This is a genomic window from Parasphingopyxis algicola, from assembly GCF_013378075.1.
GTDB classification, from domain to species: domain Bacteria; phylum Pseudomonadota; class Alphaproteobacteria; order Sphingomonadales; family Sphingomonadaceae; genus Parasphingopyxis; species Parasphingopyxis algicola.
On the sequence record NZ_CP051131.1, the window covers coordinates 1,647,206 to 1,663,116 of the forward strand.

Below are 15,911 nucleotides of genomic sequence, written 5' to 3' on the forward strand. Positions count from 1 at the left end.
CATGACATCGCGTGAATCGACCCAGTTGCTGCCCCGCGCCCATGCCGACGAAGCGCATTTCGAGCGCGAATGGCAGGATTGGGCGGCCCTGCTCGGGATCGGGGCGGTTCAGTGGCCCTGGCTGCTGAGATCGCTGCGCGGCGGTACCAAGACGGAGAAACGCCAATTGCTCGAACGGCTCGACCTGCCGATCGATGCGCTCCCGAATCTCGGCAGCTGGAAGGCGGATACCAGCCTGCTTCACAAGATCACCGACCGGATACTCCATACGAAGCCGTGGCTGGTCGTCGAATTCGGCGCGGGCGCCTCGACGCTGATCGCCGCGCGCGCGCTGCAGATCAACGGATCCGGAAGACTCATCAGTTTCGACCAGCACGCCGATTTCGTCGACGCGACCCGGCAATGGCTCGCCGATCACGGGCTGAGTTCGGACCTGCGCTGCGTGCCGCTGGTCGAATCGCCCGGACACTGGCGGGGCCTGTGGTACGATCACGGGCCGCTGCCCGACGATATCGACCTGATGCTGATCGACGGCCCGTGCTGGACCATCCATCCGCTCGGACGGGGTGCGGCCGCGAGCCTGTTCGACAAGATCGCCATCGGCGGGATGGTGATGCTCGATGATGGTGCCCGGCCGGGCGAACGCATCGTCCGCCGGCGCTGGGCGAAAATGCACCCGAATTTCGATTTCGACCTGGTCAGCGACGGCACCAAGGGCACCGTCATCGGCATCCGCCACAGCTAGATATCGTCGGCCGAGACCAGTTCCTCGCGATCCAGTTCGTCGGTCATCGCCGCGACTGTCGTCGCCACCGCCGCATCGCCCGACACGTTGGTCGTGGTGCGCATCATGTCCATGATCCGGTCGATCCCGGCGACGAACGCGATCGTCTCGAGCGGCACGCCGACCGCCGTGAAGACCAGGCTCATCATGATGAGGCCCGCGCCCGGGATGCCCGCCGCGCCGACCGCGCCGAGCGTCGCGAGGATCGAGATCAGGAAATATTGCCCGATCGTGAGGTCCACCCCGAATATCTGCGCCCCGAACAGGGTCGCAAGACCGAGATACATCGCCGTGCCGTTCATGTTGATCGTGGCGCCGAGCGAGACGACGAAACTCGATACGCTGGGCGACACGCCGAGGTTCCGCTGGGTGCAGCGCAAGGTGACCGGAAGCGTGGCGTTGGACGATGCGGTCGAATAGGAGACCGCCATCGCGTCGATGATCCCGCGGAAGAAATCGTGCGCCGGCACCTTGGCGAGGAAATGGACCATCGCCGAATAGAGGCCGAAGATGATGATCAGGCAGCCCGCATAGTTGAGCGCCACGACCTTGGCGAGCGGGAGCAGGGCCTCGAACCCGAAGGTTCCGGCCACCCAGGCCATCAGCGCGAACACGCCGAACGGCGTCAGCTCCATGACGATCATCGTCACCTTCTGCATGATGATCGCGCCGGAATCGAAGATCTTGGCCGCCGGTTCGCCGTCTTCCTTAGCCATCAGGATGCCGATGCCGATCAGCAGCGCGAACACGATCAAGGGCAGCACCTGGACGTCCGCCATGACCTGGACCGGGCTTTCCGGCACCATTGAGAGGATCATGTCCGTCGCCGATACGGGGACGGCTTCGGGAACTTCGGCGCCCTCGGGCAGTTCGGCGTCGAGGCTCGCGCCGGGCGCGAAGAAAGTGCCGAGGCCGAGCCCGAGCCAGACCGAAATCTGCCCGGTGACGATGAAAATCAGAAGCGCCCGGCCGCCGACCGCACCGAGCTTGCGCAGGTCTCCGATCGCCGCGACGCCTGCCACGAGCGAGAAGAAGATCAGCGGCACGACGAGCATCTTGATCGCGCGGATGAACAGATCGCCGATCCATTTGATGCTTTCGGCATCCGGACCCCAGAACAGGCCGGTGATCACGCCGAGTATCAGCGCGCCGACAACCCGCTGCCAAAGCGGGATCTTGAACCAGAACTTCATGCGGCGCTCCCCTCGAGACCCGAATTTTGCGCGACGCTAAAGCGCGGCTGCGCCGACCGCAACTCCCTCAGGAAAAGAGATAGGCGATGGTGAGACAGGTCGTGAAGCCCACCGCGGCGGTCAGCGGCAGCCCCGCCTTGATGAAATCGAGGAAGCGGTAGTTGCCCGCCGCGTAGACGAGCGTGTTGGTCTGATAGCCGATCGGCGTCGCGAAGCTGGCGGACGCGGCGAACATCACGGCGATGACCAGCGGCCGCGGGTCGACGCCGAGCTGGTTCGCGAGGCCGATCACGATCGGCGTGACGATGACGGCGACCGCGTTGTTGGTAACGATCTCGGTGAGGAGTACGGACAGGATGTAGACGACGAAGATCAGCGCCCAGACGGGAACCGACTCCAATATGGGCACGGCCGCATTGACGATCAGCGTCACGCTTCCCGCCTGCTGCAGGCCGACGCCGACAGCGAGCATGGCGAAGATCAGGATCAGCACATTGCCGTCGATCGAGCCCCAGGCCTCTTCCGCATCGATGCAGCGCGCCGCGAGAATCGCACCCATGCCGAGGATCGCTGCGACGGCCAGCGAAACGATATTGAGTGCAGCCAGGGTCACGACCGCGGCGAGCGCGAGAATCGCGATCGGAGCGCGGTCCCGCCGGAATTCACGGGTTCGCGTCTGCCCGACGCCGAGCAGGTTCGGATTTTCGTACATCCGCCGGATCGCGTCCTCGGACCCGGTCACCAGCAGCCGGTCGGCCGCGCGCATGCGCGCGTTCGGCATGTCCGGACCGGGCAATTGACGGTGGCGGGTGATCCCGATGATCCGCACGCGCAGCCGGCTGAGAAAGGGGATATCGCTGAGCCTGCGGCCAAGGCTCGGATGGGTCGGCGCGATCGTTGCTTCGACCAGTGCCTCGCTGTTGGCGCTTGGGCCGTTGCGTCCGGCGATGCCCATCTCGAACTGCCGCGTCCGGCGCAGCGACAGCAATTCGGTCATGTCGGTCCGGATGATGATATGGTCGCCCGCCATGGCGACCTCCTCGGCGATTTCCTGGCGGACGAACTGTTCGCCCCGCTTGATCGCGAGCACCTTCACGCGCGTCGGCCGGAGCGCCGAAAGCTCCCCATAGTTGCGCCCGATCACGTCGCTGTCTTCAGTGACGATCAGCTCGGTCAGAAAGTCGGTATCCTCGGTGCTGCGGTAGAGCGAGGATGGATCGCCCTTGGGCAGCAGAAGCGGTCCGAAAATGGACAGGGTCACGGCGCCGGCGATGGCAGCCATCAGACCGTAGGGCGAAATCTCGAAAATCCCGAACGGCTCCAGCCCTTCCTGCCGCGCGACGGCATCGACGATCAAATTGGTCGAGGTACCGATCAGCGTCATCGTGCCGCCGAGAATGCAGATATAGGAGAGCGGGATCAGCAGTCGCTTGACCGACATGCCCGTCGCCTCGGCCAGCCGCGCCATGATCGGGATGAGGACGAGGACGACCGGCGTATTGTTCATGAAGGCAGAGGCGACGAACGCGCCGATAAACAGCTCGACGAGCGCGAGCCGCGGCCGCTTCGCCGCGCGCGCGACGATCCCCGAGGCCAGCGCATCGATCGTCCCGGTTCTGAGGAGCGCGCCGGACAGGACGAACATCGCCCCGATCGTGATCGGCGCCGGGTTCGAAAAAACCGACAGCAGGCCATCGGAATCGAGAATGCCGAGGAAGAGAAACGTACAGGCACCGAACAGGGCGACGACCGCAGCGGGAAACCGCTCGAAGAGAAAGGCGATGAACATCACCGCCAGGATCGCGAGACCCAGAACCGCCTGATTGGCCTCGATAAAGAGCCGGATGTCTTCCAATTGGCTACCCCTGAAACATCCGGTCTATCAGGAGCATTGCGCCCGGTGAAGCAGCATTTGATCGGCCAAGACCAGAGCCATCATCGCCTCGACGACCGGCACGCCGCGAATGCCGACACAGGGATCGTGCCGTCCTTTCGTCGAAATCTCGGTCGCTTCGCCGTCCCGGGTCACCGTCTGCAGCGGCGTCAGGATCGAGCTGGTCGGCTTGAACGCGGTGCGGCAGACGATCGCGTCGCCGTTCGATATGCCGCCGAGCACGCCGCCCGCATTGTTCGACAGAAAACGCGGCCCGTCATTGCCCGGCGCCATCTCGTCGGCATTGTCGCGGCCGGTTATCCGCGCGGCCTCGAACCCGTTGCCGATCTCCACGCCTTTCGTCGCGTTGATCGACATCATCGCCGCGGCAAGCTCGCCGTCGAGCTTGGCGTAGACAGGCGCGCCCCAGCCCGCCGGCACGCCGGTCGCCACGCACTCGGCAACCGCGCCGAGCGAATTGCCGTCCTTGCGCGCCGTGTCGATCGCCGCTTCCCACTCGCCCGCCGCGACGGGATCGGGACAGAAAAAGCTGTTCGCATCGATCGCCACATCGTCGAACCGCCCGCGATCGATCGGAATCCCGCCGAGTTCGGTCAGATAGGCGCGGATTGCAATCCCGTCGCCCAATATCTTGCGCGCAACGGCGCCCGCCGCGACCCGGGCCGCCGTTTCGCGCGCCGATGAGCGGCCGCCGCCACGCGGATCGCGAAACCCGTATTTCGCGTCATAGGTATAGTCGGCATGGCCGGGCCGGTATTTCGCCGCGATCTCCGAATAGTCCTTCGACCGTTGGTCGACATTCTCGATCATCAGGTGAATCGGCGTACCGGTCGTCCGGCCTTCGAACACCCCGGACATGATCCTGACGGTATCCGGTTCGCGCCGCTGCGTGGTGTGGCGCGACTGGCCCGGACGGCGCTTGTCCATCCAGGGCTGGATATCGCTCTCCTCCAGAGCGATTCCGGGCGGACAGCCGTCGATGACGACGCCGAGCCCCGGCCCATGGCTCTCGCCCCAGGTAGTGAAGCGAAATACGCGCCCGAATATATTGTAGCTCAAAAGTCCCTCGCTTCCTCTCGCCCGATGGGAGACGGAATCACTTCTCCAGCGCGATATCCGGTGCGTCCTCGGCCTTCATGCCGATAACGTTATAGCCCGCATCGACATGATGGGTTTCGCCGGTGACGCCTGCGGAGAGATCGCTGAGCAGATAGACGCCGGCGCCGCCGACATCCTCGATCGTGACATTGCGGCGGAGCGGCGAATTGAGTTCGTTCCATTTCAGGATATAGCGGAAATCGCCGATCCCGCTCGCGGCCAGCGTCTTGATCGGACCGGCCGAGATCGCATTGACGCGGATATTGTCCGGCCCCAGATCCATCGCCAGATACTGCACGCTGGTCTCGAGCGCGGATTTCGCCGGGCCCATCACATTGTAATGCGGCACGACTTTTTCCGCGCCGTAATAAGTCAGCGTCAGGATCGATCCGCCGTTCGGCATCATTTCGCTGGCCCGCTTGGTGACGGCCACCATTGAATAGACCGAAATGTTCATCGTCATCAGGAAATTGTCGAGACTGGTATCGACATATCTGCCGCGCAGCTCGTTCTTGTCGGAAAAACCGATGGCGTGAACGACGAAGTCGATCGTCTCCCAGCGCTCCCTGAGCGTGGCGAAGGCCGTATCGAGCGCGTCCATGTCAGCAACGTCGCATTCGATCAGGAAGTCCGAATCCAGGCTCTCGGCAAGCGGCCGTACGCGCCGTTCCAGCGCCTCGCCCTGATAACTGAACGCCATTTCGGCGCCCTGCTCGTGCAGCTGCTTGGCGATGCCCCATGCCAGAGACCGGTCATTGGCGAGTCCCATGATCAGCCCGCGTTTTCCTTCCATCAATCCCGTCATTACGGTTCCTCGATTGCAGTTTCAGACGGTGCTTCGTCTGCGACGTCCTTTAGCTCGCTTTCAGGCACTTCCGCCAGTGCCGCGTTGAAATGGGCGGCCACGACAACGCCGTAGCCGATGACCCAGAAGAACATCATCGACAACATGAAGCCGGCGAGGCTGCCATAGGTGAGGTCGTAGCTGATGATATTGGCGAGGATGACCGGCATCAGGGCCGTCGTCCCCAGCCACCAGACGGTAACGAGCAGCGCGCCCGGCCATTTCGGATATTGCCGGCTGCGATACTGGCGGGGCGTCAAAGACCAGAATACGAGATAGAAACCGAGGAATATCGCAAAAGCCGGGACGAGCCGCGAGAGCGAGACCAGAATCCGATATTCCTCCATCAGCGGCAGTACCTGATAGATGAACTGCTCGATACCCGTCATCACGAACTGGAGCGCGAAGGCGAGCAGCGCCAGCGCCACCGATATGATGATCAGCCCGATCGAGAACAGCCGATATTCGTAGAAGGGCCGGCCATACGGCGTCCCATAGGCGCGCCGCAGGACTTCGCGGACGGTTTCGATGAAACTCGCGGTCGTCCACAGCCCAATCGCCGCACCGATCCACAGCAGATTGCCGGTCCGGGCCGACAGCACGCTGGCGATCGGATCCTCGAGCGCCGACGCCACGGTCGGGGGGACGTTCTGGAGAAATATCGATACGGCCTGCAGGCCATCCTCCGTCCGCCCGAAGACCTGGGCGAGCGCGGCAAGCACGATGAAAAAGGGGAAGAGCGCGAGCAGCGCCATGAAAGCAAGATTGCCCGCATGAATGAAACCCTCGGCATACACACCCTCGGCCGTCCGTTTGAGCGTGGTCCAGCCCCAGGTGCGGGGGTGCGGACGCTCGACCGGGCGGCCTTCGCGGATCCGGGCCTCGGCCAGCCTGCGGCGCGCCTCAGGCGATTGCGAGGCTTCGTGCGTCAAAAGTTAGACACCCAGTTGCGAACGTGGATTTTGCGGCTTGCCGGGTTTCCAGGTCTTGACGAATTCTGTCAGATCCTTGTCGTCTTCCGGCAGGTCGATCTCGAGCTTCACCAGCTGGTCGCCGCGGCCGCCGCTCTTCTTGTGAAAACCTTTCCCCTTAAGGCGCAGGGTCTTTCCCGATGCCGCATTTTTGGGAACCGTCAGCATGACCGGCCCGTCGACGGTCGGGACCTTGATCTTCGCGCCGAGCACCGCCTCGTCGAGGCCGATCGGCACGTCGAGGCGGATATTGTCGCCGTCGCGCTCGTAAAATTTGTGGTCCTGGACGTAGATGGTGACGATCGCATCGCCGGCGCCGCCCGGGCCTTCCTGCCCCTGGCCCGATAGCCGCATCTGCGTCCCGCTCTCCACGCCCGGCTTGAGCTTCAGGTCGATCGTCTTGCCGCTGGAAAGGGTGATCCGCTGATCGTCGAGCCGCGCTGCCGCTTCGAAGGGCACCGCAAGGCGATAGGCCATATCGGCGCCTCGGGGCGGCGGCGCCTGACGCCGGCCGAAACCGCCGAACGGGCCGCGCGACGAACTGGCGCCGCGACCGCCGCCGAACAGGCCTTCGAAGATATCGCCGATATCCCCCGCCTCGGTCGAAAATTCGAAATGGGAACCGCCGGGGCCGCCCTGGCCGGTGCGAAAGCCGCCGCCGCCGAACGGATGGGTCGGATTCCCCTCGGCATCGATTTCGCCCCGGTCGAACTGCGCGCGCTTGTCCTTGTCGCTCAGCAGGTCATAGGCGTTGGTCGCCGCCGAGAATTTTTCGGCCGCTTGCGGGTTGTCCGTGTTGCGGTCCGGATGCAACTCCTTGGCGAGCTTGCGATACGCCTTCTTGATTTCGTCTTCGCTCGCACCGCGCGAGACTCCGAGGGTCGCATAAGGATCAGCTGCCATTGTTTCCGTGTCGTATATCATGTGCCATTAGCCAACTGTTGCAATTATACAACAGCCGAGATGGGCCGGATGTTCCCCGATTTCAAGCGGTTTTCCGGGCGCCGTGAATGCGCCGGACGATCAGATAGATGAACAGGCCGAACGGCCCGAACAGGAAGGTCGCCAGCAGGATCGGCGCTTGGGCGATCCGCGACAGCGCCATTTCATCAGCGTCGCGGGCGACCCACAAACCGACGAACAGGTCGAACGCCAGATAATGGACCCAGCCCAAAGTGAGGCCAGCGTCGGTGGCAAAGATCGTCCGCACGCCCTCGATCGTCGTGAAATCGGGCCCTTCGCCGCCCGGCTGCGGAGCGATGACCATCAGGTAGATCAGCAGGGCGGCGTAAAAGAGGCACAAAAGGCCGACCGCGCCCTCGCGCAGAACCGTGAACATGATCTCGCGGCGCGGACCGAAGATCAATGCGACCCAGGCCAGCATGGCCAACAGGTTCGCGGTGCTGAATATGGTCGGCCAATCCATCCTGATTCCCCTGCGAAGATCGATTTGATTTGCGTCATTGATAGACGATGCCCGGCTGCCCTAGAAGCCCCGGCATGACAGATGATCCGCACGCCCTGTTCACGGCCTGGGCCGCCGAAGCCCGCGCCAGCGAGCTCAACGATTCGAACGCGATGGCGCTGGCGACGACGGCACCCGACAATCAGCCTTCGGTGCGCATGGTGCTGCTCAAGGGCCATGATGAGCGCGGTTTCGTCTGGTACACCAATCTGGAAAGCCGCAAGGCGGGGGAATTGTTCGCGACCGAAAGGGCCGCTTTGCTCTTCCACTGGAAGTCCCTGCGCCGCCAGGTCCGGATCGAAGGGCCGGTCAGCCGGGTGTCAGACGAGGAAGGCGACGCCTATTTCGCTACCCGCAGCCGGGATTCCCAGCTTGGCGCCTGGGCGTCCGACCAGTCCCGCCCGCTCGACAGCCGCGAGACGTTCGAAGCGCGTTACGAGGAAGTGTGCGCCCGCTTCGAAGGCGATGACGTGCCGCGCCCGCCGCACTGGTCGGGTTTCCGGCTCGATTCGCAACGGATCGAATTCTGGGAAGATCGCGAACACCGCCTCCATCACCGGCGGCTGTTTACCCGCACGGCGGACGGCTGGGACGAAGGGCTGCTTTACCCCTGATCAGATAATCGCGCTTTGCGCCGACGAATGCCGGGCCTAAGCGGCGATCGAAAGGATAATCGCCATGCCCACTCTTCGCATCGTCCAGATCGACGCCTTTTCCGAAACCGCTTTCGGCGGCAATCCGGCGGCGGTGATGCCGCTCGATACATGGCTCGACGACGATATGCTGCAGGCCATCGCCGAGGAGAATAATCTCAGCGAGACGGCCTTTTATCTGCCCACCAAAGGCGATGCGGAGGCCGATTACGAGCTGCGCTGGTTCACGCCGACCGCGGAGGTCGCCATGTGCGGCCATGCGACGCTGACGACCGGCCATCTGCTGCTCAGCGAGCATCCCGATACGGACACGGTCCGTTTCCGCACCCGCAAGGCCGGAGTGCTCGAAGTGCGCCGCGCGGACGACGGTTATGAGCTCGACCTGCCGATCACCCCGGTCGAACCCGCCGAGCGTCCCGACCTGCTCGACGCGCTCGGCACGCCGGACGGCGAGGTCTTCCTTTCGATCGTCGATTCAGCGGAGGACACGGCGATTATCCAGTTATCGGACGAAGAGGCCGTGCGGACCTGTCGTCCCGATTTCAAGGCTCTCGCCAACATTCACTTGATGGCGATCGTCACCGCCCGAGGCAACGACACCAATATCGTCAGCCGTGTATTCGTGCCGGCCTGGGGCATCGACGAGGACCCGGTGACCGGGTCCGCCCATGCCGCGCTGACCCCGTTCTGGGCCGACCGCTTGGATTGCGAGAGTTTTTCCGCCTTCCAGGCAAGCGCACGCGGTGGACGGCTCGGCTGCCGGCTCGCCGGCGATCGCGCGGTGCTGTCCGGGCGTTGCGCGACCGTTATCGAGGGCGAATTCTTCTTCTAGTCTCCGCCGCGGACCAGGCCGAACTGTTCGGGCAGGGTCACGAGGATATCGTCGACCTCGACGCTGCCGCGCTGGACCACCAGTTCCTGGTGGTTGCGCTGCGCATCGCCCGTCTCGGCTTCGATGCAATTGCGCCCGTCGCACTGTTCGCGGAAGCGATAACGCAGATAGGACACCAGTTCGCCGGCGGTGATATTGCCGTCGGCATTGTCGTCGGCCTGCCCGCCCACGCCATCCGAGAAGAAGCGCGAGAGATAGCCGCCGGCATTGAATTCGGACGCGACCAGGCTGGTCAGATCCTCTTCCGAGCTGAACAGCCCCATCATGTTGGGACGCGTGATCAGGTCGCGCTCGAACCCGCCCGAGAAACAGGCGTCCAGCACGATCATCGTCGTCCCCGCCCGCAAATCCGCGAACATCGCCGCAAGATCGTCGTCGGTCAGCTCCTGGCCGTCCGCGAAAACGAGAGTCTCGTCGCGGCCATCCAGTTCGCCGCGATCATTGGCGTCCTCGATCTGGTTGCCATGGCCCGAATAGAAGAAGAGGAAGATATCGTCCGGACCGGCCTGGGCGGCCACGCGCTGGAAGGCGCGCCGAAACTCGGGGAGCGTCGCCTGCTGGTTGGTCAGCAATATGCTTTCCTCGCGCAACATGCCGAGTTCCTCGAACTTCTGATACAGTTTGCGCGCATCGGTATCGGTGTAGCTGAGGTTCGACGTGTTGCCGCCATAATCGGCGATCCCGACCGAGATGGCGAAAACCTGCCGCTGTTCGGGATTGGCGGGAATGCGGGTCGTACCCTCGCTCAGCGCCAGCTGGAAGCGCCCGGTGGCGCCCGGGGCATAGCTCGTCGCGATGATCGTATAGACGCCGTCTTCTTCCAGCACGCGTTCGAACCGGCTGTTCAGCGAGTCGCCCGTATCGTCGATGTCCTGCTGTTCCCCGGAAGGCGAACGCAGGATCAGATAGGTGTCAAAATCGTCCGAACTCAGATCAACGGTCACCGGCTGGCCGCGCCGTCCGGTAAAGCTGTAGCGTTCGACATATTCGCCGCTGTTGAGCGTATCGTCTTCCTTGCCAAGCTCGCCGGTCAGCGTGCGGCCGAAGGCTAGCGGCGTGGCATTGGCGGTCACCGTCTCGGTATCGGCGATGCCGCTGCGATTGAGGCTCGTCTCGAGCGCATAATCGCCGGTCGTGCCGCGCCCATAGCTCGTCACGGAGATCGTATAGCGACCATCGGCCGGGAGCGTCGCCAGCAACCGGCTGTTCAAGGTCGGCTCGCCGGCGGTCGTGTCATCGTCGTTCCGGACCGAGAAATTGTCCGGTCCGGTCAATGACAGCATCGTATCGAAATCGCCCGACGCGCGCAGATCGACACGCTGGCCGCGCATACCGGAGAACACATAGCGATCGGTATACCGGCCCGCGATGCTGCTATCTTCATCCGACGACAGCGCGCCGTTGCGCGTCTGACCGATCGTGATCGACTGGGCGGGAGTCGCGGCTTCTGCCTCCGCTTGCAGCGATTCCGTCGGTACCAGCCTTATCGTATAGGCGCCGGTCTCCGCGGGGCGGAAAGCCTGGGCGCGCACGGACAATCGGCCCGAACTCGGCACCACCACATCGACCCGGCTGTTCGTCGTCTCGGCGACCCAGTGATCGTCGTCATTGACCAGCATCGTGCCATCGGGGAGCCGCGCCTGGAGCTGGGTATCGAACGCGTCGGACTCCATCACGATCGAGAGTCTCTGTCCGGGCGTGGCGCGGACGCTCCATTGATCGTAATATTGCTGCTTGCCGCCGGAAACCTGATCGCCAGCAGCGAGCTCGCCTTCGAACGTCCGGCCGACGGCGAGCGCGCCATCCTGCGACTGGCCCTGTACGGGCGGCGTAACGGCCAGCGCCGCCAGCGCAACGCCCAGACCTGCATAGAGTTTGGATTTCATTGTCATCGTCTTCCCCCATCGGCCGACCCGCCTATCATGTGGCACGGCTGCGGTGAAGCGGGGCTGAACAGCGACAAAGCGATTGCGGCCCGCATGTGGCGTCTCGGTATCGCCGACCGGCGGGCCCGGTTATGATCTGCGGCACATTATCCAGCGGTTTCGAATATCCGCGCCAGCCGGAGCACGATCGCCTCGCGCAGCTGGCGATCGGGCGTATTGCCGAGCCGGACGACTGTGAGGCCCTGTTCGGGCGAAACCATCACATATTGGCCGAGATGTCCGTTGAACGAAAATAGCGAAGCGGGTGCCCGTCCGGGAAACAGCACGGGAGTATCGTAGACGCCGCCTTCGCGATTGAGCCAGGTCTGTCCGCCATATTCGCCGTTGCGCGGCGACGGGGTGAGCATGAATTCGCGCCATTCGGGCGAGATGATCTGCCGGCCGTCCGGTCCCTGTCCCGTTCGCATGACCTCGCCGAGCCGCGCCCAGTCCCGCGCCGTCGCATGGATCAGGCTGCCGCCGATCTGGGTTCCGCTCGCGTCGAACTCGAAATAGACGCTCGGCGTCCGCGCCGGGCCGAGCAGGCGCTGTTCCGCAAACCGCCGATAGGCGGCGGCCCGCTCGCCGGGATCGCTCGAATCCGTCAGCGCATCGGCGATGATCCGCGACAATATCACCGTCGTCGCGCTGCTATATTCAAATTTCTCGCCGGGATTGGCCTCGAGCGGCCGCGACACGGCATAAGCGGCCATATCGTCGGTCCCGCTCGTGAAGAGCATCCGGTTGGTGTCTGAATCCCAGATCGGATCGTTCACCTCGGTATGATCGAGGCCCGACGCCATATGAAGCAGGTGCCGGAGCGTGATGGCGCGGCGCGGATCGTCTTCGCCCCGCCATTCGGGGATGGGAGCCGGCGCGTCGAGTTCGAGCACGCCGTCGTCGACGAGAAAGCCGACCAGCATCGCGGTCACCGTTTTCGCCATGGACCAGGAGATAAAGCGCATGTCCGCCGAGTAGCCGGGCGCATAGCGTTCGGCGATCAGCTCGCCGCCATGAAGCACGAGCACGGCCCGGGTTTCGCCGACGCCCTCGTCGCTAAACAGCCCTTCGACGATCGGGGCGATGTCCGCACGACTGACGGTCGGCGCTTCGTCCGCAGCGATCGTCGCTCCACCGTCGTCCAGGTCGAGAACCGGGGCCGCCGCGCTTGCGAGCAGCGCCATGGCCGGCGCCAGCGGGACAAGCCATCTTTGCTTCATCATCGCTTCAGGCTACGGCTCGGCGCCATGAAAGTGAAGCGGCCTTTTCTCGTGGGATCGATCATCGTGCTGCTCGTCCTGCTGCTCGCGGTCATCATCTATGCGATGCGCATGCGGCCGACGATCGAACTCGGCGTCGGCTACGGCGCGCATGTTGTCTGTTCGTGCCGCTATATCGGCGGACGCGACATGCAGAGCTGTTACAAAGACTATGAGCCCGGTATGGAGATGATCTCGATGGCGGAGGACGAGGAAGAAAAGCGGATCACCGCCAGCGTCCCCCTGCTCGCCAGCCGCTCGGCGCAGTTCCGCGAGGGGCTCGGCTGCGTATTGGAGCCGCTGGGCGGCGAATAACGGACGGGCCCGACCGTCGGACTAGCGGCGGCATCCATGCCGGTACGCCCAGTTCAGCAGATGCGCACCGACGAGCAGCACACTGCCGACCGTCGAGAGGACCATATCAAGGACCGTTTCCGGAAACAGCAGCGCCGCGAGCGCCAGCAGGACGAGGCCGGCAGCTCCCGCGACTGGCGGCCGATTGTCGCGATGAACCCGATAACCGGACAACAAGACGATGCCGGCCACCGGTACAACAAAGCCAAGCAGCCAGATATGCAGCGTCTCGGGCAGCGCGACGAAAGCGGCAAGCGCGGGCAGCAGGGCGACCGCCACCGGCAGGATCAGGCAATGAACGATACACAAAAGCGATGCGCCAATCGCGATACTCTCCATCCAGTCATGACCAGTGCGTGTTCGGCCAGCCACCATATCCTCCACCCTTAATGATACAACATAACATAGATGTCGTGAAGCATATGTCCAGTGATCGGCGACGAAAATGCGTGCGATACGCCCGCGTCTTGGATGTCCGCGATCCGCGATGGCCGAAACGGTGAGACCAGCGAACCATGAACGGGAACCACGGTCTCTATCTTGCCGTGCCGGACGCTCTGCCGGTTATCAGCCAGGCCCAGCCGAACAGCAGCGCGAACAGCAGGTCCGGTGCGGCGGCCGCTGCCACCGGCGCTTCGACGCGGCCGGCGAAGTAGAGCAATGTACAGGCGCCGAAAAAGGACAGCTTGCTGAAGATGCCGATCAGCATCGCCGGGCGATAGAGCACCGGATCGGTGGCGATCAGCGCATAGAGAAATTGCGTGGCCAGAACGACGCCGACGAAACCGTAATAATATTCGGGATGCGTGATGGCCGGCGGCGCATTATCGGAAATCGAGCTTTCGAGGAAATAGAGCGGCGCGATGACCGCGATGCCCCAGACCGCGGCGATGCCGAAGATCCAGCGTGCGAACCGCATCAAGCCGCCAGCGCCGCTTCGGCCGCAATCGTTTCGGCGATCCAGCCGCCGCCTATGACGCGGTCGCCCGCATAAAGCACCGCCGCCTGGCCGGGCGCCACGCCATATTCGGGCACATCGAAGATCACCGTTTCGCCATCGAAACGCGCGGGCGCCGGCTTCGCCAGCGAGCGGACCTTGGCCGTCATCTCGCCCCCGAAACCGTCACCCAGCCAGTTCAGATCCTCGATCCGCGCGGCGCGGACCGCCAGCGCCGATTTCGGCCCGACGACGACGCGCCGCGTCTCCGGCTCCAGTCGCACGACATAGAGCGGCTCGGGCTGGCCGCCGATTTCGAGGCCGCGCCGCTGGCCGATTGTATAGTGGATGAGCCCCTTATGCTCGCCGAGCACTTCGCCTGAGCGCGTGACGATCTCGCCGCCCTCGCCAGCCTCGAGCCGCACCTTCTTCACGATCTTCGCATAATCGCCGTCGGGCACGAAACAGATATCCTGGCTGTCGGGCTTGAGCGCGACGGCAAGGCCGAGTTCCTTCGCGATCTCGCGGACCTCGGCCTTCGGCATGCCACCGAGCGGAAAACGCAAATAGTCGAGCTGCTCCTTCGTCGTCGCGAACAGAAAATAGCTCTGGTCGCGCGCCGGATCGAGCGCGCGATGCAGTTCGGGGCCCTGCTCGCCGATTACCCGGCGTACATAGTGGCCGGTCGCGAGGCAATCCGCGCCGAGATCGCGCGCCATGCCGAGCAGGTCGTGGAATTTCACGCTCTGGTTGCAGCGAATGCACGGGATCGGCGTCCGGCCCGCCATATACTCGTCCGCGAAATCGTCGATCACCGATTCCCGGAACCGCGACTCATAATCGAAAACATAATGGGCGATCCCCAGTTTTTCGGCGACGGCCCTGGCATCGCGGATATCCTGCCCGGCGCAGCAGCTGCCCGTGCGCCCGGTCGCTTCGCCATGATCGTAAAGCTGCAAGGTGATGCCGATCACCTCGGCGCCCGTCTTCGCGGCGAGCGCGGCGACGACCGAGGAATCGACGCCGCCGGACATGGCGACGACGATGCGGCTTTCGCCCGCCGGACGGGCCAGCTGGAAATCGGCGTTCATCATGCAGGTTCATTTAGTGTTTCGTAGCGTCGCACGCAAAGGGCAATCCGTCGCGGATTTACGTTTGGCTAACCACGATCCGCCTTTCGCGGCGGAAATCCTCACCAAAGCGTTGCCTGCGCCTTTACCACGTTTTCAACCTTCTTCCCTATTAGCCTTGTCCATGGACATGACTTTCACTCCATTTGGCAATCGCATGGACGCGGCGGGCGGCATCCAGCCGGACTTTCGCGCCCTTGTTGCCTTCGTGGCCGCCACACAGGCCGCACAGCCGACTGGCAGGCTTGCGACGCGGCTCGCCTTGGGCAGCGACCGGCAAATGGCTGCCACGGAATCGCTGATCGCGCTATTTGCGCCGCGGCCGCGCAGCGAAGGTCTGGAAGTCATGGGGCAGGGGCAGGCTCTGAAGGGATGTTTTAATCCCGCAGTGCCGATTTCGCACATCCCGCTAACCGAAAAGAAGGATTGGTAAAATGCCTGTTTACCTTGGCATTTTAGGCTTCTTTCAGCGAGCTTTGCTTATAAGGCGTTCATCGTAATGCTGACGACCA

The 15,911-nt window shown here is 63.7% G+C and carries 17 protein-coding genes; 5 read left to right on the plus strand and 12 right to left on the minus strand.

What is annotated here, in order from left to right; genetic code table 11:
• Window position 1: 1 nt before the first annotated feature.
• A complete protein-coding gene (locus tag HFP57_RS08125) occupies window positions 2–745 on the plus strand; it encodes a class I SAM-dependent methyltransferase (RefSeq protein WP_176869310.1) in 744 nt (247 codons plus the stop codon).
• Here the strand turns inward: HFP57_RS08125 and HFP57_RS08130 are convergent.
• From HFP57_RS08130 to HFP57_RS08160, 7 genes are all read right to left on the minus strand, one after another.
• Window positions 742–1,977 carry a dicarboxylate/amino acid:cation symporter gene (locus HFP57_RS08130; protein WP_176869311.1) on the minus strand — a complete coding sequence of 412 codons (1,236 nt, stop codon included), beginning with the start codon at window positions 1,975–1,977 and terminating at the stop codon, window positions 742–744. The two genes, HFP57_RS08125 and HFP57_RS08130, sit on opposite strands and share 4 nt — an antisense overlap.
• A 67-nt stretch (window positions 1,978–2,044) precedes the next feature.
• Complete coding sequence (locus HFP57_RS08135) at window positions 2,045–3,832, minus strand: SLC13 family permease (RefSeq protein WP_246263507.1); 1,788 nt, start codon at window positions 3,830–3,832, stop codon at window positions 2,045–2,047.
• A gap of 27 nt (window positions 3,833–3,859) precedes the next feature.
• Complete coding sequence (gene aroC / locus HFP57_RS08140; RefSeq protein WP_176869312.1) at window positions 3,860–4,930, minus strand: chorismate synthase; 1,071 nt, start codon at window positions 4,928–4,930, stop codon at window positions 3,860–3,862.
• Window positions 4,931–4,967: 37 nt separating this feature from the next.
• Window positions 4,968–5,774 (minus strand): enoyl-ACP reductase FabI, encoded by an 807-nt coding sequence (gene fabI / locus HFP57_RS08145; protein WP_176869313.1) that lies wholly within the window; start codon window positions 5,772–5,774, stop codon window positions 4,968–4,970.
• Window positions 5,774–6,745, minus strand: a complete 972-nt coding sequence (locus tag HFP57_RS08150) for a YihY/virulence factor BrkB family protein (RefSeq protein WP_176869314.1) — start codon at window positions 6,743–6,745, stop codon at window positions 5,774–5,776. The genes fabI and HFP57_RS08150 overlap by 1 nt, the downstream gene beginning before the upstream one ends.
• Before the next feature lie 3 nt (window positions 6,746–6,748).
• Window positions 6,749–7,687, minus strand: coding sequence for a DnaJ C-terminal domain-containing protein (locus HFP57_RS08155; RefSeq protein ID WP_176869315.1), 939 nt, complete (start codon window positions 7,685–7,687; stop codon window positions 6,749–6,751).
• An 82-nt stretch (window positions 7,688–7,769) separates the two neighbouring features.
• Window positions 7,770–8,210 (minus strand): ABA4-like family protein, encoded by a 441-nt coding sequence (locus HFP57_RS08160; RefSeq protein WP_176869316.1) that lies wholly within the window; start codon window positions 8,208–8,210, stop codon window positions 7,770–7,772.
• Window positions 8,211–8,284: 74 nt separating this feature from the next.
• Between HFP57_RS08160 and pdxH the strand changes: the two genes are divergently transcribed.
• Together pdxH and HFP57_RS08170 are read left to right on the plus strand one after the other, a co-directional pair.
• Window positions 8,285–8,863, plus strand: coding sequence for a pyridoxamine 5'-phosphate oxidase (gene pdxH, locus HFP57_RS08165; protein WP_176869317.1), 579 nt, complete (start codon window positions 8,285–8,287; stop codon window positions 8,861–8,863).
• A gap of 64 nt (window positions 8,864–8,927) precedes the next feature.
• Window positions 8,928–9,734: a PhzF family phenazine biosynthesis protein gene (locus HFP57_RS08170; protein WP_176869318.1), complete on the plus strand. Its 807-nt coding sequence runs from the start codon at window positions 8,928–8,930 to the stop codon at window positions 9,732–9,734.
• On the opposite strand, the gene HFP57_RS08175 is transcribed toward HFP57_RS08170, so the two are convergent.
• Window positions 9,731–11,686 (minus strand): caspase family protein, encoded by a 1,956-nt coding sequence (locus tag HFP57_RS08175; protein WP_176869319.1) that lies wholly within the window; start codon window positions 11,684–11,686, stop codon window positions 9,731–9,733. The genes HFP57_RS08170 and HFP57_RS08175 overlap by 4 nt on opposite strands.
• 140 nt (window positions 11,687–11,826) lie before the next feature.
• The gene (locus tag HFP57_RS08180) at window positions 11,827–12,903 is read right to left on the minus strand and encodes a serine hydrolase domain-containing protein (RefSeq protein ID WP_246263515.1); all 1,077 of its coding nucleotides are present in this window, start codon (window positions 12,901–12,903) and stop codon (window positions 11,827–11,829) included.
• A gap of 63 nt (window positions 12,904–12,966) precedes the next feature.
• On the opposite strand from HFP57_RS08180, the gene HFP57_RS08185 reads away from it, so the two are divergent.
• Window positions 12,967–13,293 carry a hypothetical protein gene (locus HFP57_RS08185; protein ID WP_176869320.1) on the plus strand — a complete coding sequence of 109 codons (327 nt, stop codon included), beginning with the start codon at window positions 12,967–12,969 and terminating at the stop codon, window positions 13,291–13,293.
• Between the two features lie 21 nt (window positions 13,294–13,314).
• Here HFP57_RS08185 and HFP57_RS08190 read toward each other — a convergent pair whose 3' ends face one another.
• The 3 genes from HFP57_RS08190 to mnmA form a co-directional block, all read right to left on the minus strand.
• Window positions 13,315–13,704 (minus strand): MerC domain-containing protein, encoded by a 390-nt coding sequence (locus HFP57_RS08190; protein ID WP_246263517.1) that lies wholly within the window; start codon window positions 13,702–13,704, stop codon window positions 13,315–13,317.
• Between the two features lie 163 nt (window positions 13,705–13,867).
• Complete coding sequence (locus tag HFP57_RS08195; RefSeq protein WP_218135096.1) at window positions 13,868–14,251, minus strand: hypothetical protein; 384 nt, start codon at window positions 14,249–14,251, stop codon at window positions 13,868–13,870.
• Entirely contained in the window at window positions 14,251–15,360 is a 1,110-nt protein-coding gene (gene mnmA, locus HFP57_RS08200; protein WP_176871216.1) for a tRNA 2-thiouridine(34) synthase MnmA, read from the minus strand. The genes HFP57_RS08195 and mnmA overlap by 1 nt, the downstream gene beginning before the upstream one ends.
• Between mnmA and HFP57_RS08205 the strand changes: the two genes are divergently transcribed.
• Window positions 15,314–15,832 carry a hypothetical protein gene (locus tag HFP57_RS08205; protein ID WP_218135097.1) on the plus strand — a complete coding sequence of 173 codons (519 nt, stop codon included), beginning with the start codon at window positions 15,314–15,316 and terminating at the stop codon, window positions 15,830–15,832. The two genes, mnmA and HFP57_RS08205, sit on opposite strands and share 47 nt — an antisense overlap.
• Window positions 15,833–15,911 lie beyond the last annotated feature (79 nt).